The organism is Halopseudomonas phragmitis (assembly GCF_002056295.1).
Classification (GTDB): domain Bacteria; phylum Pseudomonadota; class Gammaproteobacteria; order Pseudomonadales; family Pseudomonadaceae; genus Halopseudomonas; species Halopseudomonas phragmitis.
The window spans coordinates 1,582,951-1,602,981 of sequence record NZ_CP020100.1; the positions used below are offsets into that span (position 1 = coordinate 1,582,951).

Genomic DNA, 20,031 nt, shown 5'->3' on the forward strand with positions numbered 1-20,031 from the left:
GATGACAGCAAAACGCCGCCAGACCCCCGAAGGTGTGGCGGCGTTGCTCAAGGCCGGTGCGCGCTGGCGCGCGGCGGGATCAGAACAGGACGCGGCAGCGGATGGTGCCTTTGACGTGCTGCAGCTTCTCCTGGGCCAGATCGGAGTATTCGGCGTCGACGTCGATCACAACGTAGCCGACCTTCTCGTTGGTCTGCAGGAACTGACCACAGATGTTGATGCCGTTTTCGGCGAACACCTGGTTGATCTCGCTCATCACGCCCGGCACGTTCTGGTGAATGTGCAGCAGGCGGTGTTTGCCCGGGTGCGACGGCAGCGCGACTTCAGGGAAGTTGACCGAAGTGATCGAGGTGCCGTTGTCGCTATAGCGCACCAGCTTTTCCGCCACTTCCAGGCCGATGTTGGCCTGGGCCTCCATGGTCGAGCCACCAATGTGCGGGGTCAGAATGCAGTTGTCGAACTCACGCAGCGGGCTGATGAACTCGTCATCGTTGGAGCGCGGCTCGACTGGGAATACATCGATCGCCGCGCCAGCCAGGTGCTTGTCCTTCAGGGCGCCAGCCAGAGCGTCGATATCGACCACGGTGCCGCGGGCAGCGTTGATCAGAATGCCGCCCTTTTTCATAGCGCGGATTTCCTTTTCGCCGATCATCCACTTGGTGGCGGCGGTTTCCGGCACGTGCAGCGAGACGATGTCGGCCTGGTTCAGCAGCTCGGTCAGCGAGCCAACCTGACTGGCGTTACCCAGCGGCAGCTTGGTCACTACGTCATAGAACAGCACCTGCATGCCCAGGCCTTCGGCCAGTACTGACAGCTGGGTGCCGATCGAGCCGTAACCGATAATGCCAAGCTTCTTGCCACGGATCTCGAACGAGCCGTTGGCGCTCTTGATCCAGCCGCCACGGTGGCAGGAGGCGTTTTTCTCGGGAATGCCGCGCAGCAGCAGAATGGCTTCGGCCAGCACCAGTTCGGCCACCGAGCGGGTGTTGGAGTAGGGCGCATTGAACACTGCAATACCGCGTACCATGGCTGCAGTCAGGTCAACCTGGTTGGTACCGATGCAGAAACAGCCAACGGCCACCAGCTTGTGGGCGTGGGCGAAGATATCTTCAGTTAGTTGGGTGCGCGAACGGATGCCGATGAAATGGGCGTCGGCAATGGCTTCCTTGAGTTGCTCGTCCGGCAGCGAACTGGTGTGGTACTCGATATTGGTGTAACCGGCTGCCTTCAGAGTATCGACGGCAGTCTGGTGTACGCCCTCGAGGAGCAGAAACTTGATTTTGCTTTTGTCCAGCGAGGTTTTGGCCATGGTCTCAGTTACCCGCGATGCTGATTAGTGAAGCCGAGAGAACAATCGCGGCATTTCGCCGACAGAAGTGTCCTGTTTCGGAAGCCGCGTATGCTAGCATAATCTCCCTTTTTTGATGCCTGTCTGCGCATGAATTGTGTTCAGACGCTGCATGAATTCCGTTTGAGGCCGCCGATGACCCCGCAAGCCATTATCGACACCCTGAAGACCCTGGTGGAACCGGACAAGGTACGTACCGACGCCGAGTCGCTTGACGCCTGGGGCAAGGACTGGACCAAACACTTCGAGCCAGCGCCGCTGGCCATCGTGTTCCCCAAGACCATCGAGCAGGTTCAGTCCGTTGTGCGTTTTGCCAATGAGCACAAGCTGGCGCTGGTCCCTTCAGGCGGTCGGACCGGGCTGTCGGCGGCGGCGGTGGCGGCCAATGGCGAGATCGTGGTGTCGTTCGATTACATGAACAAGATCATTGGGTTCAACGAGTTCGACCGTACCGTGGTCTGTCAGCCAGGCGTAGTCACTGCCCAGTTGCAGCAGTTCGCCGAGGAACAGGGGTTGTACTATCCGGTCGATTTCGCCTCGGCCGGCTCCAGTAATATTGGTGGCAACATCGGCACCAATGCCGGCGGGATCAAGGTCATTCGCTATGGCATGACCCGCAACTGGGTAGCCGGGCTGAAAGTGGTGACCGGTACCGGCGAGTTGCTAGAGCTGAACAAGGATCTGATCAAGAACGCCACCGGCTATGACCTGCGCCAGTTGTTCATCGGCGCTGAAGGCACGCTGGGGTTTGTGGTCGAGGCGACCATGCGTCTGGAGCGGGCGCCGAAGAACCTTACCGCGATGGTGCTGGGTACCCCGGATTTCGATTCGATCATGCCGGTGTTGCATGCCTTCCAGGGCAAGCTGGATCTGACCGCCTTCGAGTTTTTCTCCGACAAGGCGATGGCCAAGATCATGGGCCGTGGTGATGTGCCGGCGCCGTTCGAGACCGACTGCCCGTTCTATGCGCTGCTGGAGTTCGAGGCGCTGAACGAGGATATCGCCAATCAGGCGCTGGAGATCTTCGAGCATTGTGTCGAGCAGGGCTGGGTGCTGGACGGGGTCATGAGCCAGAGCGAGCAACAGTTGCAGAACCTATGGAAACTGCGTGAGTTCATCTCCGAGACGATCTCGCACTGGACTCCGTACAAGAACGATATTTCGGTCACCGTCGGCAAAGTGCCGGCGTTCCTGCACGATATCGACGCCATCGTCGGCGAGCATTACCCGGACTTCGAGATTGTCTGGTTCGGCCATATCGGTGATGGCAACCTGCACCTGAACATTCTCAAGCCGGAGTCAATGAGCAAGGATGAGTTCTTCGCCAAGTGCGCGACGGTGAATAAGTGGGTGTTTGAGATCGTGCAGAAGTACAACGGCTCGATTTCCGCCGAGCACGGCGTCGGCATGACCAAGCGCGACTACCTGCACTATAGTCGCAGCCCGGCCGAGATCGCGCTGATGAAGTCGATCAAGGCAGTATTCGACCCCAACGGTATTATGAATCCGGGCAAGATTTTTGCCTGATTGGTGAACTTCCTCGGCATGTCCGAGGCTGTCATGCCGATGGCTGTACGAAGCTAGCAGCGGTGTTGCCAGTCACCGGTTCCGGACCGTCGATACCCAGGGATGGGTATCGCCGAGCGTACAGGGACGTATTCACAGCGTGTCCGGAACCGGTGGCTGGTAATGCCGCCTACTCGGACATTGGGCAATCAGTGTTTCCACGAACCTCTGCTGTGGAGTCTTCATGTCTTACCAACACAGTTTTTCCGACGCCAGTCTCGCCAACCTGCCTATGGGCAAGGTGGTCTGTGTCGGGCGCAACTACGCCGAACATGCCCGCGAGCTGAACAACCCGGTGCCGAGCGAGCCGCTGCTGTTTCTCAAGCCGGCGACTGCGGTGGTCGGCCTGGATCAGCCATTGCGCTTGCCGCAGGGCCTTGGTGCGGTGCACTACGAAACCGAAATCGCCTTGCTGATCGGCCAGACCCTGAGTGGCGAGGTCAGCGAGCAGCAGGCGCTTGCGGCGATTGCCGGCATCGGACTGGCACTGGATCTGACCCTGCGTGAGCTGCAGGACCAGCTCAAGGCCAAGGCTCACCCCTGGGAGCGGGCCAAGGCTTTCGACGGCGCCTGCCCGCTATCGCCATTCGTGCGCCCCGAACAGGTACCGGACCTCGGCAATATTGCCCTGCAGCTGCAGATCAACGGCCAGTTGCGCCAGCAGGGCAGCAGTGCCGAGATGATCACTCCGATCGTGGCCTTGCTTCGGCATATCGCTACAGTGTTCACCCTGCAGCCAGGCGATGTGGTGATCACCGGTACGCCAGCAGGGGTCGGCGTACTCAACCCCGGCGACCAGTTGCTACTGAGCATCCCCGGTGTGCTTGAGCAGCGCGCTGTCGTGGCAGTCTGAACCTGCAGCTGAACTTTTCCAGGGGGCTGCCATCCAACGGCCATCATTTGTTGGCCTGTTATGGAGTCGAGCCATGAAACCCTTTGCCATTATCCTTGCTCTGGTGCTGCTGATCGGCGGCATCAGTCTGCACGTCAGCGGACTGGGCGCCCTGCTGTGGTACTCGTGGAGTCTGAGTGGCAAGGCGTTGCCCGAGCAGGCGCTGAATCTGGCACGTTATCAGGTCGATATCGAGGCGCTGGAGGTGGCTGGTATCGACGATGATCTGTCGGCGCTGACCTACAACGCCGAGCGCAACACGCTATGGTCGGTGCTGAACGGCGAGCCGCTGATTGTCGAGTTGAGCCTGGAGGGTCAGCTGCTGCGCCAGGTTCGGGTCGAGGGTGTGAGCGATATGGAAGGTTTGACCCATGTCGGGGGCAACCGTTATGTGCTGGCCGAGGAGCGCTCCCAGCGGCTGCTGATCGTCGAGATTCCCGACGATGCCGAGCAGATCAGCGTTGAGCATGCCGGCAGCCTGTCCATCGGTCTGGATGGTGACGGCAACAAGGGCTTTGAAGGCTTGTCCTGGGATCATGTTGGACAGCGCTTGCTGGTAGTCAAGGAGCGCGATCCGTTGCGGGTACTGGCGGTGACCGGCTTTGTCGATTCGCCGCAAGGGGGCTCGATGGAGGTGCAGATCTCCGAGCTCAAGGCACCCAATTCGCCACGTTTGTTCATGACTGATCTGTCTTCGGTGAGTCTGCACGAGCCCAGTGGTCACCTGCTGCTGCTCAGTGATGAGTCGCGGGTGCTGGTTGAATACGATGTGGAGGGTGAGCCGCTGAGCCTGTTGCTGCTGCGCCGCGGTCGCCACGGGCTATCCTCGACCGTACCGCAGGCCGAAGGCGTGGCGATTGATACCGAGCGGCGCATCTATCTGGTCAGTGAGCCGAATCTGTTTTACCGCTTCGTGCCGCGCTAGGCGGCAACCCGAACCCCAGCTCAGGCCGGGGCTTTGAGGGTCTGTACGCCGTCTGCGGTGCCCAGCAGCAGGATGTCGGCCGGGCGGGCGGCGAACAGGCCATTGCAGACCACCCCGACAATCGCGTTGAGCTGCTCTTCCAGACCGCGCGGATCGGTGATCAGCAGATTGTGAACGTCAAGAATCACGTTGCCGTTGTCGGTCACGCAGCCTTCACGGTAGACCGGATCGCCGCCGAGTTTGACGATCTGGCGGGCAACGTGGCTGCGAGCCATTGGGATGACCTCGACCGGAAGCGGGAAGGCGCCCAGGGTGTCGACCAGTTTGCTCTGGTCGGCGATGCAAATGAAGGTCTTGGCCACTGCCGCGACGATTTTCTCGCGGGTCAGTGCAGCGCCGCCGCCCTTGATCAGTTCCAAGTGGCGGTTGGCTTCATCGGCGCCATCGACGTAGTAGTCCAGGCTATCAACGCTGTTCAGGTCATAGACGGGGATACCGTGAGCCTTGAGGCGCTGGGCGGTGGCCTCGGAGCTGGCGACGGCGCCGTCAAAGAAGCCCTTGTGCCTGGCCAGGGCGTCAATGAAGCAGTTGGCGGTGGAGCCGGTGCCGACGCCGATAACGCTCTTGTCCTGCAGGTTGGGGAGCAGAATATCCACGGCCGCCTGGCCTACCGCCTGCTTGAGTTCGTCCTGGGTCATCTCGGTTCACCTGTGCAAAGTCTTACGAGTTGCGGATTATAAGGCCGGCGCGGTTGCGATGAAACGGCAACAGACCCTAGACTGGGCGTTTTTGAACCCGGATCAAGCCGAACACGCCATGCTGGAAACCTACGTCAAGAAGATCCTCTGCTCCCGCGTCTATGATGTGGCGGTGGAAACGCCCATCCATCCCGCACCTTTTCTGTCTGAGCGGCTTGGCAATACGGTATTGCTTAAGCGTGAAGACTTGCAGCCGGTGTTTTCCTTCAAGATTCGCGGCGCCTACAACAAGCTGGCGCAACTGACCGATGAGCAGCGGGCCAAGGGTGTGGTCGCGGCATCGGCCGGTAACCATGCCCAGGGGCTGGCCTACGCCGCCCGGCACATGGGGGTGAAGGCGACCATCGTGATGCCGCGCACTACCCCGGAGATCAAGGTCAAGGCGGTGCGTGCCCGGGGTGCCAAGGTGGTACTGCATGGCGACGCCTTCGATGAGGCGCTGGCGCACTCGCAGAAGCTGGTCAAGGACAAGGGCTTTACCTATATCCATCCCTACGACGATCCGGACACCATTGCTGGCCAGGGCACCGTGGCCATGGAGATCCTGCGCCAGCATCAGGGGCGGCTGGATGCGATTTTCGTTCCGGTTGGCGGGGGCGGCCTTGTGGCCGGGATCGCCGCCTATGTCAAATACTTGCGCCCGGAGATCAAGGTGATTGGCGTCGAGCCGACCGAGGCGGCCTGTCTCAAGGCGGCGATGGATGCCGGTGAGCGGGTGGTGCTGAGCCAGGTTGGGCTGTTTGCTGACGGGGTGGCGGTGGCGCAGATTGGCGAGCACACCTTCGAGGTATGCCGCCACTATGTCGATGAGGTGATCACCGTTTCTACTGACGAGATGTGTGCGGCAATCAAGGACATCTACGACGATACCCGCTCGATCTGCGAGCCAGCCGGTTGTCTGGGCGTGGCCGGAATCAAGAAGTATGTCGAGCGTGAGGGCTGCGAAGGTCAGGTCTTTATTGCTATCGATTCTGGAGCCAATGTCAACTTCGACCGCCTGCGGCATGTCGCCGAGCGCGCCGAAATTGGTGAGAAGCGCGAGGCGCTGCTGGCGGTGACCATTCCCGAGCGGCCCGGCAGTTTCAAGGCATTTTGCCAAGCCATTGGCAAGCGCTCAATCACCGAGTTTAACTACCGTTACCACGACAACAGCGAGGCACATATCTTCGTTGGGGTGCAGACCCATCCGGAGTCAGACCCGCGCGATGCGCTGGTGGCTATGTTGTGTGAGCAGGGCTTCCCGGTCATGGATCTGACCGACAACGAATTGGCCAAACTGCATATTCGCCATATGGTCGGCGGCCATTCCGCCCATGTCACCGATGAGGTGGTGTTCCGTTTCGAGTTCCCGGAGCGTCCTGGTGCGCTGTTCAACTTCCTCAGCAAGCTGGGCGGGCGCTGGAATATTTCAATGTTCCATTACCGCAACCACGGTGCGGCCTATGGCCGGGTGGTTGCCGGTTTGCAGGTGCCTGAGGTCGAACGCCATCTGGTGCCTGAAGCCTTGCAAAGCATTGGTTATCAGTACTGGGATGAAACCGATAACCCGGCCTATAAACTCTATCTTGGTTGAGAGGCTCAGGAAATGTCGTGGTCGGCCAGTTGGGCCTGGCAGGTGCGATTACGGCCTTCGGCCTTGGCCTGATACAGCGCCTCGTCAGCCAGACTGATCAGTTCCTTGGGCTCCCAGCCTTCGGCGGGAATCAGGCTGGCGCTGCCGATGCTGATGGTCAGGTGCTGTTCCGGGCTATCCGGATGGGCAATCTCCAGGCGTTTGATCGCCTGATGCAAGTGTTCGGCTACGCGCAGGCACTGAGTCATGTCAGCCCCAGGCAGAATTACCGCGAACTCTTCGCCGCCGTATCGGCAGGCGCTGTCGCCCTCGCGCTGGAGGCTGTTGCGCAGGGCGTCGGCGACCTGTCGCAGTGCGTCATCGCCGGCCTGATGGCCGAGCTGGTCGTTGAAACGCTTGAAGTAATCGACATCCAGCATCAGTAGCCCCAGAGGCGTGTTCTCGCGCCTCAGGCGGCGCCACTCGCTGGCCAGCGTCTGGTCGAAATAACGCCGATTGTAGAGGCCGGTCAGGCCGTCCAGGTGCGACAGGCGCTTGAGCCGGGCCGCTATCTTCAATTGTTCTGTGTTGTTGCGGCCGACGCAGATCAGGTAGTCGCGGCCGTAGCGCGCCAGATGCCGGACGCTGATTTCCAGCGGCAACACGTGACCTTCGCGATGCCGGACCTGCTGCTGGAAAATGGCGCTGCCGCGGCGGGTGACCAGGCGTTGCAGATCGGTGGCCCACTGCTCGAAGTCAGGCATGATGTCTGCCGGGGCGATGGCCAGTACGGCGCGCAGCTGTTCCTCGGTATAACCCAGCGCATGCCAGCAGGTGCGGTTGAGGTAGACCAGTTCCTGGGGGTTGAGGCCGATGATGAACAGGGCGTCATGGCTGTGGTCGGTCATGTCCAGGATCAGCTTGAGGCGGGCCTGATTATGCTGCAGGCTCTCCTCGATACTCTGGCGCCGGACGATTTCGCTCTGCAGGGCCCGGTTGCTGCGGCTAAGCGCATCCCAGCGCTGGGTATTGATCAATGCCAGCCATAACGCATAGCACAGGCTCAGGCTCGCCAGCGTGCCGCTGATCAAGACCAGCAAGGGTAGCGAGGTGCGGGTACTCCGCAGCAATCGCTGTGAGGGGTAGGCGGTCAGACTGAAGCCGGTGTTGTCGCCCAGGCGCACTGAACTGTCGACGCTCCAGTCGGGAATTCGCTGGTCGCTGCCCTGATGGCTGAAAAGAACGCCCGAACCATCCTTGAAATCGACGCTCAGGTGGGTCTGCAGCAGGTCGCTGAGCAGGTCGCTGATCAGTACCTCGACGCGGAAAATACCCAGTAGAAAGCCATCGAAACTATGTGGTTGGTCTGCCTGGCGATACAGCGGAATGTAATAGGCCAGGCCTTTCCCGCCCTGCTGGAGGGTAAAGCTGCTGCTGAGTCGGGGCTGGCCGCTCAGGCGAGAGTCTTCGAGTAGCGGGTAGTTGGGATGTTCCGGGCTGTAGGCGAAGCCTACTACCTGCTCATTGCCGGTCAGCGGTTCGATCCAGCGCATCCGATAGTCGGCGTCCAGCCACTCAATGGCTTGAAAGTTTTCGAAATCACCCAGTAATAGCTCAACATCCTGGCGCCACAGGTCGCCTTGTCTATGATGCAGGGGCCAGCGGCTGGCCAGACGTTGCAGGCTGCTGGTCTGGTGGCTGAAGCGGGCCTCAATCTGACGAGCCAGGGCGTCGGTTTCCAGCTGCAGGCGCGCTACCGCCTGGATCTGTTCGGCGCGTAGTAGTGATACCCAGGCCCAGAGGTTGGCCCCCAGCAACGACAGCAGCAGCGCGGCGATCAGTGCTCGGGCGATAGCTGGATGTTGTGCGGCATGATGGGCAAGCATGGCGGCTCTCATGGTGGCTGCCTAACTGATAGCACATTGCCTTTCGCGACACCAGCGTCAGGCTTGGCGGGCGGCGCTCAGCATGATTTGCCACTGCTGCTCGGTAACCGGCATCACCGATAGGCGGCTGGCGCGTTTGAGCAGCGCCAGCTCTTCCAGGCCGGCCAGTTGGCGTAGTGATTGCGTATTTAGCAATGCTGGAAACTTTTCCTGAAATTCTACGTCAATTGCCAGCCAGGGCAGGCGCTCCTTGCTTGCCTTGGGGTCGAAGTAAGGACTTTGCGGGTCAAGCGCGCTGTGGTCGGGGTAGGGCGCGCTGACGATGGCGCCTATGCCGGCCAGTCCGGGGGGCTGGCAACTGGAGTGGTGGAACAGGAACAGGTCGCCGGGGCGCATTTGCTGGATGTAGTTGCGTGCCTGATAGTTGCGCACGCCATCCCAGGTCGCGCACCGCTGAGCTGCAAGGTGGTCGATGGAAAAGGTGTCGGGCTCGGATTTCATCAGCCAGTAAGACATGTTTCACCTTTTTAGGGTTTCTGATTTGACAGTATCGTATTGATGGTCTAAACCGACACACTTGATACGCGGACTGCATTTGTCTCGGTGCGCGACGAGGTCGAGTTGCGATCTGAGTCGCAGTCAGTTCATTAATGAAAACAAGATTGCCCGGCATTACATTAGGAGGCAACCCATGCGTCGCAAGCCGGATCTTATGTGGATCCTCGTTATTGTCTTCACTCTTGGTGTGGTAACCACCGGTTACACGCAGAGTTATTTTGAGCGTTCGACGCAGGTCGAGAGTACGCTCAACCAGCCTTGAACAGCAGGCACTCGGCATCGCTTACAATGCCGTCCAGCGGAATGTCCCAGCTTGCCGCAGGCAGTTGTGCAACTTTCTGGCAGCGATGAGCCAGGCCGAGCAGGCAGGGGCCGGGCCACTGCCGGCGACGCTGGCGGTAGGCTAGTGCACGATCATAGAAACCGCCGCCCATCCCCAGCCGATTGCCGTGCTGATCGAAGCCAACCAAGGGCATCAGTACCAGGTTGAGTCGCCAGACCGGCACCTGGCGGCTGCGCTGGGGGCGCGGCTCGCGGATGCCGAATCGATTGGTTTTCCAGCGCTGATCGGGATACAGGCGCTGGAAGCGCATAAAGCCATGCGGCCAGCCGTTGACCACCGGCAGGTAGCAATGCTTGCCCAGGCGCTGGGCATGGCGCAATAGCGAGGCAGGATCGATTTCGGCGTCGTTGGCCAGGTAGAACGCGATATGTCGGCTACGCCGAAATATGGGCTGCTGGGCGAGTTGGCGAAAAAGTTGCCGGCTGGCCAGTCGTTGCTCGCGTGGGCTCAAGGCTTTGCGCGCCTGGCGGAGCTGCTGGCGTAACTGGCTGCGGGTCGGGCTGATCATGCGGGAAGTGAAGTCCCCGGAGATGCCGCTGTCGGGTTAGCCCTTGAACCCGAAAGTTCAAGGTGGGGGACACGGCATCGCCTCAGGCTTTCCGTCTTGCGGACATGCACACTGGCAACAACGCGTGGCCTCCGTATACAGGAGTATCGGCTCAGGGACGTCTCCGACTGGCCAACATCCCAGGGACAGTTGTCACTATACAGAAGATTCACCGCAAGATCATGCCTGTGACTCGGTTTGTGGCTTGTTCAGCACCTGGTCCAGGCGCTCAACCAGATCGCGGATCTGGCGCTGGTGCTGATCCAGTTGGTCGCCTTGGCGACGATTGCCGGTCAGCATGTCGTGGCTGATATTCAAGGCGGCCATAACGGCAATACGCTCGACGCCGACCACTTTGCCGCTATTGCGGATGTCGCGCATGGTGCTGTCCAGGTGGCGGGCAGCCTGTTCCAGGTTGCTGCGTTCTTCCGGCGGGCAGCTGACCCGGTACTCTTTGTCGAGAATATGCAGGGTGACGGTCAGGGGTTGGCTCATGAGTCGTGCTCCAGGGCTTTGAGTCGCAGAATCATGGCTTCGACCTTCTGACGGGCCAAATCGTTCTTTTCAATTAGCTGCATTCGTTCTTCGCGCCAGGAGCGTTCCTGAGCGAGCAAGTGCTGATTCTGTTGCTGGAGCCGTTCGCACAGGTCGATCAAGCGACTCACTTTCTGTGCAAGCGTGTTGAAATCAGGTTCGTCCATTGGCGCCATTCTGTCATCCCGGTGTTGGCCAACTCTTGAGGCTCCCTTATAGAATACACTAGCTACTCATACAACTATTCATCTGACTCCGGCTTTTGTGAGGCCCCTCCGTTATGGCGATCATGCCAGCAGTATTCGAATTCGACCGCTATGCCCAGCTGTTCAGTGAGCTTGGTGCCAGTGGTCACCCCGCCGAGTTGCACGGCCATCTGGTCGGACGCCTGTCCGCTGGTGCCCGGCTTGACCACGCCACCTGGCTGAGTGTGGCTCAGGAACTGATCGATGGCCGCAATGCCCCGGGCGAGGCTGCCAAGGTCGCGCTGATTCAGCTCTATGATGCGACACTGTCGCAGTTGAGCGGCTCGGGTTTCGATGTCACTCTGTTGCTGCCGGATGACAGTGCCGCCATCGATCACCGGACCCAGACCCTTGGCCAGTGGTGTGAAGGGTTTCTCGGTGGCTTCGGCCTGGTCGAGCGCAAGATGGCCTTGAGCGAAGAGGCCGAAGGCGTGCTGCGTGATTTTGCCGCTATCGGCCAGGTTCAGACCGAGCTGGAGGAGTCCGAGGCCAACGAGGTCGATTACATGGAAATCATGGAGTACGTGCGGATGGCCACCTTGCTGGTGTTCAGCGAGTGCCAGGATAGCGCTACCGGCCAGGACCAGCCCCCCGCATCATTGCATTAACGAGGTCAGCATGCCGATCCCCAAGCAGGAATATGCCCGCCGGCGCAAGTCGCTGATGGCGCAGATGGAGCCCAACAGCATAGCCGTGCTGCCTGCAGCACCGGTGTATATTCGCAACCGCGATGCCGAGTATATCTATCGCCAGGACAGCGACTTCCAGTACCTGACCGGGTTCCCCGAGCCAGAAGCGGTGGCGGTGTTGATGCCGGGCCGTGAGCATGGCGAATATATTCTGTTCTGCCGCGAGAAGGACAAGGAGCGTGAGTTGTGGGATGGCTATCGGGCCGGCCAGGATGGTGCCGTGGTCGAGTATGGGGCTGACGATGCTTTCCCGATCAATGATATCGACGACATCCTGCCGGGGCTGATCGAAGGGCGTGAGCGGGTTTACTACGCCATGGGCGCCAACCAGGATTTTGACCGGCGCCTGACCAACTGGATCAATGTGATTCGCAGCAAGGCGCGTCAGGGAGCCCAACCGCCCAACGAGTTTGTCGCTCTCGATCATCTGCTGCATGACATGCGGTTGTACAAAAGCGCAGCCGAGCTCAAGGTTATGCAGGCGGCGGCGCAAATCTCTGCCCAGGCTCATATCCGGGCCATGCAGATCTGCCGGCCAGGACTCTATGAATACCAGCTTGAGGCAGAGTTACAGCACGAGTTCATGCGTAACGGCAGTCGGGCCCCGGCCTATGCCTCGATCGTCGCGGCCGGGCGCAATGCCTGCATCCTGCATTACACCGAAAACACCAGTCAGATCCGTGACGGTGACCTGATCCTGATCGACGCCGGTTGCGAGCTGGACTGCTATGCCAGCGACATTACCCGGACTTTCCCGGCCAGCGGCCGCTTCAGCCCGGAGCAGCGCGCCATTTATGACATCGTGCTGGAGGCCCAGGAAGCGGCCTTTGCTGCAATCGCTCCGGGACGCCACTGGAATGAAGCGCATGAGGCCACGGTGCAGGTCATTACTGCCGGTCTGGTGCGCCTGGGCCTGCTCAAGGGTGAGGTTGATGAGCTGATCGCCAGTGAGGCCTACCGGGCGTTCTATATGCACCGGGCCGGCCACTGGCTGGGCATGGATGTGCATGATGTTGGCGACTATCGGGTCGGCGGCGAATGGCGGGTGCTGGAGCCAGGCATGGTGATGACCGTCGAGCCGGGTATTTACGTGGCGCCGGACAATGAGGATGTGCCGCGCAAATGGCGCGGGATTGGCGTGCGGATTGAGGACGACGTGGTGGTTACGCGCAGTGGTTGCGAGATTCTGACCGGTGGCGTGCCCAAGCAGGCCGACGAGATCGAGGCGCTGATGGCCGCCGCTCGGTCGCGTGCCGAGGCGTTGGCGTGAGCATCAGCCTGAGTATTGTCGGTGGCGGCATGGTCGGTGCCAGCCTGGCCTTGGCCTTGCAGGAGTGTGCCCGGGCCCGGGGCTGGCGCTTGCGTCTGATCGAAGCCCAGCCGCCCCGCGCAGGAGGCTGGCAACCCAGCTACGATGCCCGTTCCACGGCCTTGTCACAGGGCAGTCGGCAGTTGTTTGAGCGGCTGGGGGTGTGGGCGCGACTGGCTGAGCGGGTCGAACCCATTCGGCAGATTCACGTCTCCGACCGCGGTCATCCTGGTGTGGCCCGGATCGATGCGGCCCGCGAAGGGGTGCCGGCGCTGGGCTATGTGGTCGAAAACGCCTGGCTGGGCGAGGTATTGCTCGGCGCTCTGGATACCGAGGTAGTGGAGTGGCTGGCGCCGGCCAGTGCCACGGCTGCCCGGGCGGTGCCGGGCGGTTACCAACTGGATCTGCAGACCGCCGATGGAGCACAGACCCTGGAGACCGAGTTGCTGGTGGTGGCCGATGGCGGGCGCTCTGGTCTGCTTGAAAGCCTGGGCATTCATCGTCAGGTCAGCGCTTACGGGCAAACCGCGATCATCGCCAATATTTCTACCAGCAAGGCTCACGCCGGGGTGGCCTTCGAGCGCTTTACCGACTCAGGACCGCTGGCCCTGCTGCCGCTCTCGGGGCAGCGCAGTGCCTTGGTCTGGACCCAGCCGAGAGACCAGGCCGATGAGGTCATGGGCTTGGTTGATGAGGACTTCCTGGCGCGGCTGCAAGACGCTTTCGGCTTTCGCCTGGGCGCGCTGACCCGGGTTGGCGAGCGTCATGCCTACCCGCTGAGCCTGAGCGAAGCTCAGGAACAGGTGCGCCCGCATCTGGTGGTGTTGGGCAATGCCGCGCACAGCCTGCACCCGATTGCCGGTCAGGGCTTCAACCTGTCGCTACGCGATACTCTGGCGCTGGCAGACTGCCTGAGCCGCGAGACTGAGCGTCAGCCAGGAGATCTGACGGTATTGCAGGGGTATCTGCAACGCCAGCAGCTTGATCAGCGTCTGACTGTGGCGTTCAGTGATCAACTGACCCGGTTGTTCAGCAATCGACAGCCGCTGTTGACTGCCGGACGCAATCTCGGGTTGCTCGGGCTCGATATCCTGCCTCCTGCCAAGCGTCTGTTAGCCCGCCAGGCGATGGGGTTGCATGGCTGACCTGCACTGTTCTGGAGACCCCATGAATCATTCGTTTGACCTTATCGTGGTCGGTGCCGGGATGGTTGGAGCGGCCGTGGCCCGGGCGCTGGCTGATACACCGCTGCGAATCGCGGTCCTGGATGCGCTACCACGTGAGGCGCTGGGGCGTGGGGGCGAGACCGGCTCGGGCTACGACCCCCGGGTCAGCGCTTTGAGCGCTGCCTCGCAACGGATTCTGAGCGCTTTGGGCGCCTGGCAACGGATCGCGCCGCAGCGACGCTGCGCCTATAGTGCCATGCGTGTGTGGGATGCCGAGGGCACCGGCGAAATCGGCTTTGACGCTGCCGCGCTGCATGAGACGCGACTCGGACACATCGTTGAGAACCATCTGGTGCAGCAGGCCTTGCTCGACAGCCTGGATGAAACCCGGGTAGAGCTGTTTTTCGGCCAGCGAGTGCAAGGGTTGGTCCGCGAAGAGTCCGGTTGGCGGCTGAATCTGGCGGACGGTCTGCGTCTGTCGGCGCCGCTGCTGATCGCTGCTGATGGGGCGCGCTCACAGATTCGCGAGCTGGCCGGGTTCGCCATGCGCGAGTGGGATTATCTGCACCATGCGCTGGTGACCACGGTACAGCTGGAGCAGCCGCATCAGGCGACGGCCTGGCAGCGTTTTCTGCCGACTGGACCGCTGGCGTTTCTGCCGCTGCCGGATGTCGATGGCCGACATTACTGCTCGATCGTCTGGTCGTTGCTGCCAGAGCAGGCCGAGCAGATGATGGCTTTGGATGAGCCGGCGTTTTGTGCGGCCTTGGGCCAGGCCATTGAAGGTCGCCTGGGCCGGGTGCTGAGTGCCGACCGCCGGCACTGTATCCCGCTGCGTCAGCGCCATGCGCGCCAGTATGCGATGCCCGGGCTGGTGCTGGTCGGCGATGCCGCGCACAGTATTCATCCGCTGGCGGGGCAGGGGGTCAATCTCGGGTTTCTCGACGCGGCCGAATTGGCCGAGGTCTTGCTCGCTGCCTTGCGGCGCGGCGAGTCGTTGGCCGGGCTGGCGGTGCTGCAGCGCTACGAGCGCCGTCGGATGGCCGACAACCTGGCGATGATGGCGGCGATGGAGGGCTTTGAACGGTTGTTCCATGCCGATGCGCCAACATTGCGCTGGGTGCGCAATGCCGGCATGCGCTGGCTGGACAATCAGCCGTTGCTCAAGTCAGGCTTGATTCGTCGGGCCATGGGTCTGAGCGGGGATCTTCCGGCCTTGGCCCGGGATCCGGAAATCGTTTCAACACAGGCATGACTCTGGTTGCTGAGCTAAAACTAAATCATTATCATCTGCCTCAAGCTTACCAACCAGAGGTGTTGTCATGTCTGTCACCCGTACCATCGCTGTCGTCAGCCTGGCCCTGACTGCGGTCACTGGCGTTGCCCAAGCGCAGGACAAGGAGCTGGTGGTGTACTCCTCCCGCCAGGAGCACCTGATCAAGCCGGTTTTCGAGTTCTATACCGCCAAGACCGGTACCAAGATCAACTACATCACCGATGGTGAAGCCCCGCTGATGGCAAGACTGCGGGCTGAAGGGGTCAACACCCCGGCCGATCTGTTTATCACCGTGGATGCCGGCAACCTCTGGCAGGCCGAGGAAATGGGCTTGCTGCGCCCGGTCAAGTCCGAGGTGATCAGTGCCAATATCCCCAGCCAGTACCGTTCCAGCAATGACCAGTGGACCGGTCTGTCGCTGCGTGCCCGAACCATCGTTTACTCCACCGAGCGGGTTGATCCGGCCACGCTGAGCACCTACGAAGCGCTGGCCGATGACAGCTGGAAAGGTCGTCTGTGCCTGCGGACTTCGAAGAAGGTCTACAATCAGTCATTGACCGCAACCATGCTCGAGACCTTGGGTCAGGAGCGGACTACCGAGGTCATCAGTGGCTGGGTTGCCAACCTGGAAGTGCCGGTATTTGCCAATGATACTGCCCTGATCGAAGCCATTGATGCCGGTCAATGTGATGTCGGCATCGTCAACACCTATTACTTCGGTCGCCTGGAACAGGACCGCCCGAATCTCAAGGCCAAGCTGTTCTGGCCCAATCAGGAAGATCGTGGCGTGCATGTAAACATTTCCGGTGCCGGGGTGACCAAGCACGCCAAGCATCCGGAAGCGGCGATTGCCTTCCTTGAGTGGCTGACCACTGAAGAAGCCCAGCGTATCTTCGCTGACGTCAACCAGGAGTTCCCGGCCAATGCGTCGCTGGCGCCGTCCGAAGAAGTTGCCGCCTGGGGTGAGTTCAAGGCCGATACCATCAACGTGGAAGTAGCCGGCCGCCGTCAGCCAGAAGCGATCATGCTGATGGATCGCCTGGGCTGGAACTGACTTCGGTCAGCCCAATACGGCTTTTTCCCGATATACTGCACGCCCGGCTCATGCCGGGCGTGTTGTTTTTGTCGCAGGAGTAAGCGTGCCGCAGCGTTCGATCACCCCCATGCCGCGTTGGCGTCTGGTGGCCTATCTGGCCGCGGCGCTGGTGTTGATGCCGTTGCTGGTGCTACTGCTCAGTTGGCAAAGTGTCGATACCATGATCTGGAGCCATCTGCTCCAGACTCAGTTGTTCACCCTGATTGGCAATACCCTAGTGCTGGTTGGTGGGGTAGGGGTTGGAGTGATTCTGCTTGGGGTCAGCCTGGCCTGGTTGACCAGTTTGTGCGAGTTTCCTGGGCGGCGACTGTTCGACTGGGCACTGATGCTGCCGTTTGCCATCCCGGCCTATGTGCTGGCCTTTGTGGTAATCGGCTTGCTGGATTTCGCCGGGCCGGTCCAGACACAACTGCGAGCCTGGCTGGGCAGCGACTTCCGCATGTTTCCGATCCGATCCACCGGCGGCGTGATTGCGGTGTTGATTCTGGTCTTCTACCCCTATGTTTACATGCTGGCCCGTGGCGCCTTCCTGGCCCAGGGGCGTGGGCTGATGGAAGCCTCCCGGATTCTCGGGCATAGCCCCTGGCAGGGATTCTGGCGGGTAGCCTTGCCGATGGCCCGGCCGGCGATCGGGGCTGGGGTGGCGCTGGCGATCATGGAAACCCTGGCCGACTTTGGTGCGGTCTCGGTTTTCAATTACGACACTTTCACGACCGCGATCTACAAGACCTGGCACGGCTTCTACAGTCTGCAAACCGCGACCCAGCTGGCCAGCCTGTTGTTGTTGTTCGTGTTTCTGGCGCTCTATGTCGAACGCAGGGCCCAAGGCAGCAAGCGTTTTCCTGGTAGTGACAAGCCGCGTCAGGGGCCGTTGTACCGGCTGCGTGGTCCGCTGGCCTGGCTGGCCTGTGGTTACTGTGCGCTGGTGTTGGCGGTGGCCTTTGTGATTCCGGTTATTCAACTGGTCTGGTGGGCGTTTGACAGTGGTGTGGCGGATTTCGACAGCCGCTATTGGCGGGTTATCCGCAACACTTTGCTGCTGGGTGGTATGGCGGCACTGATTACCGTTGGGGTGGCAACTCTGCTGGTACTGGCCCGGCGGCTACAGCCGATCCGGCGAGTGCGCAGTGCGGTTGCGGTGGCCAATCTGGGTTATGCCTTGCCGGGTTCGGTACTGGCGGTGGGGATCATGTTTGCCTTCAGCTTTCTCGATAACCAGTTACTGATCCCGCTGCGGCAGTGGCTGGGCAATCCCCAGGCAGGGCAACTCCTGATGGGCAGTCTGTTTGCGCTGTTGCTGGCCTATCTGATTCGCTTCATGGCGGTTGCCTATGGCCCGCTGGATACCTCGCTGGCGCGGATTCGCCCGTCCTTGCCCGAAGCTGCGCACAGTCTGGGGCAGTCGGGCTGGACGGTGTTTTGGCGGGTTTACCTGCCGTTACTGCTGCCCGGGGTGTTGAGCGCTGCACTGCTGGTTTTCGTCGATGTGCTCAAGGAAATGCCGGCCACCCTGCTGATGCGCCCGTTTGGCTGGGACACTCTGGCAGTGCGCATTCACGGCCTGACCGTCGAAGGTGAGTGGCAACGCGCCGCCTTGCCGGCCTTGACCCTGGTGCTGGTCGGGCTGTTGCCAGTGATTGTGCTGATTCGTCGTTCCGGGCGCGGCGTACGACACTGACCGGTCATCCCGAGCCGGTATGGCAGGCTGCACAGTTGGGTCGATTGCGGCTACAATTCACCTTTTATGCACCCGAATGAAGGAAGCCGCAATGGGTTCGCGTACCCCTCTTTATGATTGCCACCTGGCGGCCGGCGCCAAGATGGTCGACTTTGGCGGCTGGGACATGCCCCTGCACTATGGTTCGCAGCTTGAGGAGCATCATCAGGTGCGCCGCGATGTCGGCATGTTCGACGTGTCGCACATGACCGTGGTGGATGTCGAAGGTGCCGAGGCCAAGGCCTACCTGCAGCGCTTGCTGGCCAATGACGTGGCGCGTCTGACCACCATGGGCAAGGCACTGTATTCCGGCATGCTCAACGAGCAGGGCGGGGTGATCGACGATCTGATCGTCTACCTGACCGAGTTTGGTTACCGCGTGGTGGTCAATGCCGCTACCCGGGACAAGGACTTGGCCTGGATGAACCGTCAGGCCGAAGCTTTCGCGGTCACCCTGACCGAGCGTGACGATCTGGCCATGCTGGCGGTTCAGGGCCCGCGCGCGCTGGAAGTCGCCCAGGCAGTGGTCAATGACAGCCGCAAGGCGCTGATCAGTCTGCTGGCGGTGTTTCAGGGCCTGCCGGAAGGCGAGTGGTTCATTGCTCGGACCGGCTACACCGGTGAAGACGGTCTGGAAATCATGCTGCCGGCCGCTGAAGCCCCGGCGCTGTGGGATGCCTTGGTCGCTGCCGGCTGCAAACCCTGCGGACTGGGTGCGCGCGATACTCTGCGTCTGGAAGCTGGCATGAACCTGTATGGCTCCGATATGGATGAAGGCATCTCGCCGCTGGCAGCCAACATGGCCTGGACCATCGCCTGGGAGCCGGCCGAGCGCGATTTTATCGGTCGCCAGGTACTGGAGGCCCAGAAGGCCGCCGGTGACCAGCCGAAGCTGGTCGGCCTGGTGCTCAACGAGCGCGCCGTGCTGCGTGGTCACCAGAAGGTTATCGTCGACGGGTTTGGCGAGGGTGAGATCACCAGCGGCAGTTTCTCCCCGACCCTGGGCTGCTCCATCGCCCTGGCCCGGGTACCGCGCGCCACCGGCGAGCGGGCTCAGGTCGACATCCGTGGCAAGCTGCTTGAAGTGCGGGTGGTCAAACCCGGCTTCGTGCGCCACGGCAAGGCTGTATTCGAATAATTTCCCAACCTTTTCTCCGTACCGAGGATCAGTCCATGAGCAACATCCCCGCCGACCTGCGTTATGCCTCCAGCCACGAGTGGGCTCGTCAGGAAGCCGATGGCACCATCACCGTAGGTATCACCGACCATGCCCAGGATTTGCTGGGTGACGTGGTGTTTGTCGAACTGCCGGAAGTCGGCCGTCAGGTCAACGCCGGTGAAGAGTGCGCGGTGGTCGAGTCGGTCAAGGCCGCCTCTGACATCTACGCGCCGGTCAGCGGTGAAGTGGTCGCCGTCAATGAGGTTCTGGCTGATGCGCCGGAAACCGTCAACAGCGAGCCCTATGCCGGTGCCTGGTTCTTCAAGATCAAGCCCAGCGATGCCGCCGAACTGGACAAGCTGCTGGACGCCGAGGCCTACGGCGCTTCGATCTAAGATCGTCTGAGCAACCCATCTCAAAGCCCTGAGCTGTTTCAGGGCTTTTGCTTTTCTACCCTTCGCAGGT

The 20,031-nt window shown here is 61.1% G+C and carries 20 protein-coding genes and 1 other RNA gene; 13 read left to right on the forward strand and 8 right to left on the reverse strand.

Annotated elements, in window-relative coordinates:
• Nucleotides 1-79: 79 nt before the first annotated feature.
• Complete coding sequence (serA, locus tag BVH74_RS07285; protein WP_080049423.1) at nucleotides 80-1,309, reverse strand: phosphoglycerate dehydrogenase; 1,230 nt, start codon at nucleotides 1,307-1,309, stop codon at nucleotides 80-82.
• A gap of 174 nt (nucleotides 1,310-1,483) precedes the next feature.
• On the opposite strand from serA, the gene BVH74_RS07290 reads away from it, so the two are divergent.
• From BVH74_RS07290 to BVH74_RS07300, 3 genes are all read left to right on the forward strand, one after another.
• Nucleotides 1,484-2,875 (forward strand): D-2-hydroxyglutarate dehydrogenase, encoded by a 1,392-nt coding sequence (locus BVH74_RS07290; protein WP_080049424.1) that lies wholly within the window; start codon nucleotides 1,484-1,486, stop codon nucleotides 2,873-2,875.
• A 223-nt stretch (nucleotides 2,876-3,098) separates the two neighbouring features.
• Entirely contained in the window at nucleotides 3,099-3,767 is a 669-nt protein-coding gene (locus BVH74_RS07295; protein ID WP_080049425.1) for a fumarylacetoacetate hydrolase family protein, read from the forward strand.
• A gap of 73 nt (nucleotides 3,768-3,840) precedes the next feature.
• Nucleotides 3,841-4,731, forward strand: coding sequence for an SdiA-regulated domain-containing protein (locus BVH74_RS07300; RefSeq protein ID WP_080049426.1), 891 nt, complete (start codon nucleotides 3,841-3,843; stop codon nucleotides 4,729-4,731).
• A 20-nt stretch (nucleotides 4,732-4,751) separates the two neighbouring features.
• On the opposite strand, the gene rpiA is transcribed toward BVH74_RS07300, so the two are convergent.
• Nucleotides 4,752-5,429 carry a ribose-5-phosphate isomerase RpiA gene (gene rpiA, locus BVH74_RS07305; RefSeq protein WP_080049427.1) on the reverse strand — a complete coding sequence of 226 codons (678 nt, stop codon included), beginning with the start codon at nucleotides 5,427-5,429 and terminating at the stop codon, nucleotides 4,752-4,754.
• A gap of 58 nt (nucleotides 5,430-5,487) precedes the next feature.
• Between rpiA and ilvA the strand changes: the two genes are divergently transcribed.
• Nucleotides 5,488-7,062 carry a threonine ammonia-lyase, biosynthetic gene (ilvA, locus tag BVH74_RS07310; protein ID WP_269434104.1) on the forward strand — a complete coding sequence of 525 codons (1,575 nt, stop codon included), beginning with the start codon at nucleotides 5,488-5,490 and terminating at the stop codon, nucleotides 7,060-7,062.
• A gap of 5 nt (nucleotides 7,063-7,067) precedes the next feature.
• Here ilvA and BVH74_RS07315 read toward each other — a convergent pair whose 3' ends face one another.
• Nucleotides 7,068-8,927, reverse strand: coding sequence for a diguanylate cyclase (locus BVH74_RS07315; RefSeq protein ID WP_177344520.1), 1,860 nt, complete (start codon nucleotides 8,925-8,927; stop codon nucleotides 7,068-7,070).
• A 57-nt stretch (nucleotides 8,928-8,984) separates the two neighbouring features.
• Entirely contained in the window at nucleotides 8,985-9,443 is a 459-nt protein-coding gene (locus BVH74_RS07320) for an EVE domain-containing protein (protein ID WP_080049429.1), read from the reverse strand.
• Nucleotides 9,444-9,618: 175 nt separating this feature from the next.
• Between BVH74_RS07320 and BVH74_RS19045 the strand changes: the two genes are divergently transcribed.
• Complete coding sequence (locus tag BVH74_RS19045) at nucleotides 9,619-9,747, forward strand: hypothetical protein (protein WP_269434105.1); 129 nt, start codon at nucleotides 9,619-9,621, stop codon at nucleotides 9,745-9,747.
• Here BVH74_RS19045 and BVH74_RS07325 read toward each other — a convergent pair.
• The 4 genes from BVH74_RS07325 to BVH74_RS07340 all read right to left on the reverse strand — a co-directional run bounded on the left by BVH74_RS07325 (nucleotide 9,734) and on the right by BVH74_RS07340 (nucleotide 11,085).
• Entirely contained in the window at nucleotides 9,734-10,336 is a 603-nt protein-coding gene (locus BVH74_RS07325) for a 5-formyltetrahydrofolate cyclo-ligase (RefSeq protein WP_080049430.1), read from the reverse strand. The genes BVH74_RS19045 and BVH74_RS07325 overlap by 14 nt on opposite strands.
• A 9-nt stretch (nucleotides 10,337-10,345) precedes the next feature.
• Nucleotides 10,346-10,525, reverse strand: a non-coding RNA gene (gene ssrS, locus BVH74_RS07330) — 6S RNA.
• A gap of 30 nt (nucleotides 10,526-10,555) precedes the next feature.
• Nucleotides 10,556-10,870 carry a cell division protein ZapA gene (locus tag BVH74_RS07335; protein WP_080049431.1) on the reverse strand — a complete coding sequence of 105 codons (315 nt, stop codon included), beginning with the start codon at nucleotides 10,868-10,870 and terminating at the stop codon, nucleotides 10,556-10,558.
• On the reverse strand, nucleotides 10,867-11,085 hold the full coding sequence (locus BVH74_RS07340) for a TIGR02449 family protein (protein WP_373279483.1): 219 nt from the start codon (nucleotides 11,083-11,085) through the stop codon (nucleotides 10,867-10,869). The genes BVH74_RS07335 and BVH74_RS07340 overlap by 4 nt, the downstream gene beginning before the upstream one ends.
• A gap of 113 nt (nucleotides 11,086-11,198) precedes the next feature.
• Here BVH74_RS07340 and BVH74_RS07345 point away from each other — a divergent pair, with 113 nt between their 5' ends.
• The 8 genes from BVH74_RS07345 (at nucleotide 11,199) to gcvH (ending at nucleotide 19,961) form a co-directional block, all read left to right on the forward strand.
• Nucleotides 11,199-11,762, forward strand: coding sequence for a UPF0149 family protein (locus BVH74_RS07345; RefSeq protein ID WP_080051654.1), 564 nt, complete (start codon nucleotides 11,199-11,201; stop codon nucleotides 11,760-11,762).
• Between the two features lie 10 nt (nucleotides 11,763-11,772).
• Nucleotides 11,773-13,113, forward strand: coding sequence for a Xaa-Pro aminopeptidase (gene pepP / locus BVH74_RS07350; protein WP_080049432.1), 1,341 nt, complete (start codon nucleotides 11,773-11,775; stop codon nucleotides 13,111-13,113).
• Nucleotides 13,110-14,297 carry a 2-octaprenyl-6-methoxyphenyl hydroxylase gene (ubiH, locus tag BVH74_RS07355; RefSeq protein WP_269434106.1) on the forward strand — a complete coding sequence of 396 codons (1,188 nt, stop codon included), beginning with the start codon at nucleotides 13,110-13,112 and terminating at the stop codon, nucleotides 14,295-14,297. Before pepP ends, ubiH begins: the two co-directional genes overlap by 4 nt.
• Before the next feature lie 22 nt (nucleotides 14,298-14,319).
• A complete protein-coding gene (locus BVH74_RS07360; protein ID WP_080049433.1) occupies nucleotides 14,320-15,573 on the forward strand; it encodes an FAD-dependent monooxygenase in 1,254 nt (417 codons plus the stop codon).
• A 67-nt stretch (nucleotides 15,574-15,640) separates the two neighbouring features.
• On the forward strand, nucleotides 15,641-16,648 hold the full coding sequence (locus BVH74_RS07365) for an extracellular solute-binding protein (protein ID WP_080049434.1): 1,008 nt from the start codon (nucleotides 15,641-15,643) through the stop codon (nucleotides 16,646-16,648).
• 109 nt (nucleotides 16,649-16,757) lie between these two features.
• The gene (locus tag BVH74_RS07370) at nucleotides 16,758-18,368 is read left to right on the forward strand and encodes an ABC transporter permease (RefSeq protein ID WP_080051656.1); all 1,611 of its coding nucleotides are present in this window, start codon (nucleotides 16,758-16,760) and stop codon (nucleotides 18,366-18,368) included.
• A 91-nt stretch (nucleotides 18,369-18,459) separates the two neighbouring features.
• Nucleotides 18,460-19,545 carry a glycine cleavage system aminomethyltransferase GcvT gene (gene gcvT, locus BVH74_RS07375; protein WP_080049435.1) on the forward strand — a complete coding sequence of 362 codons (1,086 nt, stop codon included), beginning with the start codon at nucleotides 18,460-18,462 and terminating at the stop codon, nucleotides 19,543-19,545.
• 35 nt (nucleotides 19,546-19,580) lie between these two features.
• Nucleotides 19,581-19,961 (forward strand): glycine cleavage system protein GcvH, encoded by a 381-nt coding sequence (gene gcvH / locus BVH74_RS07380; RefSeq protein ID WP_080049436.1) that lies wholly within the window; start codon nucleotides 19,581-19,583, stop codon nucleotides 19,959-19,961.
• Nucleotides 19,962-20,031: the final 70 nt, after the last annotated feature.

Coding starts and splice junctions, on each gene's coding strand:
- serA (WP_080049423.1), bottom strand. CDS start 1,309: ATGGCCAAAACCTCGCTGGACAAAAGCAAAATCAAGTTTCTGCTCCTC.
- BVH74_RS07290 (WP_080049424.1), top strand. CDS start 1,484: ATGACCCCGCAAGCCATTATCGACACCCTGAAGACCCTGGTGGAACCG.
- BVH74_RS07295 (WP_080049425.1), top strand. CDS start 3,099: ATGTCTTACCAACACAGTTTTTCCGACGCCAGTCTCGCCAACCTGCCT.
- BVH74_RS07300 (WP_080049426.1), top strand. CDS start 3,841: ATGAAACCCTTTGCCATTATCCTTGCTCTGGTGCTGCTGATCGGCGGC.
- rpiA (WP_080049427.1), bottom strand. CDS start 5,429: ATGACCCAGGACGAACTCAAGCAGGCGGTAGGCCAGGCGGCCGTGGAT.
- ilvA (WP_269434104.1), top strand. CDS start 5,488: ATGAAACGGCAACAGACCCTAGACTGGGCGTTTTTGAACCCGGATCAA.
- BVH74_RS07315 (WP_177344520.1), bottom strand. CDS start 8,927: ATGCTTGCCCATCATGCCGCACAACATCCAGCTATCGCCCGAGCACTG.
- BVH74_RS07320 (WP_080049429.1), bottom strand. CDS start 9,443: ATGTCTTACTGGCTGATGAAATCCGAGCCCGACACCTTTTCCATCGAC.
- BVH74_RS19045 (WP_269434105.1), top strand. CDS start 9,619: ATGCGTCGCAAGCCGGATCTTATGTGGATCCTCGTTATTGTCTTCACT.
- BVH74_RS07325 (WP_080049430.1), bottom strand. CDS start 10,336: ATGATCAGCCCGACCCGCAGCCAGTTACGCCAGCAGCTCCGCCAGGCG.
- BVH74_RS07335 (WP_080049431.1), bottom strand. CDS start 10,870: ATGAGCCAACCCCTGACCGTCACCCTGCATATTCTCGACAAAGAGTAC.
- BVH74_RS07340 (WP_373279483.1), bottom strand. CDS start 11,085: ATGGCGCCAATGGACGAACCTGATTTCAACACGCTTGCACAGAAAGTG.
- BVH74_RS07345 (WP_080051654.1), top strand. CDS start 11,199: ATGCCAGCAGTATTCGAATTCGACCGCTATGCCCAGCTGTTCAGTGAG.
- pepP (WP_080049432.1), top strand. CDS start 11,773: ATGCCGATCCCCAAGCAGGAATATGCCCGCCGGCGCAAGTCGCTGATG.
- BVH74_RS07360 (WP_080049433.1), top strand. CDS start 14,320: ATGAATCATTCGTTTGACCTTATCGTGGTCGGTGCCGGGATGGTTGGA.
- BVH74_RS07365 (WP_080049434.1), top strand. CDS start 15,641: ATGTCTGTCACCCGTACCATCGCTGTCGTCAGCCTGGCCCTGACTGCG.
- BVH74_RS07370 (WP_080051656.1), top strand. CDS start 16,758: ATGCCGCGTTGGCGTCTGGTGGCCTATCTGGCCGCGGCGCTGGTGTTG.
- gcvT (WP_080049435.1), top strand. CDS start 18,460: ATGGGTTCGCGTACCCCTCTTTATGATTGCCACCTGGCGGCCGGCGCC.
- gcvH (WP_080049436.1), top strand. CDS start 19,581: ATGAGCAACATCCCCGCCGACCTGCGTTATGCCTCCAGCCACGAGTGG.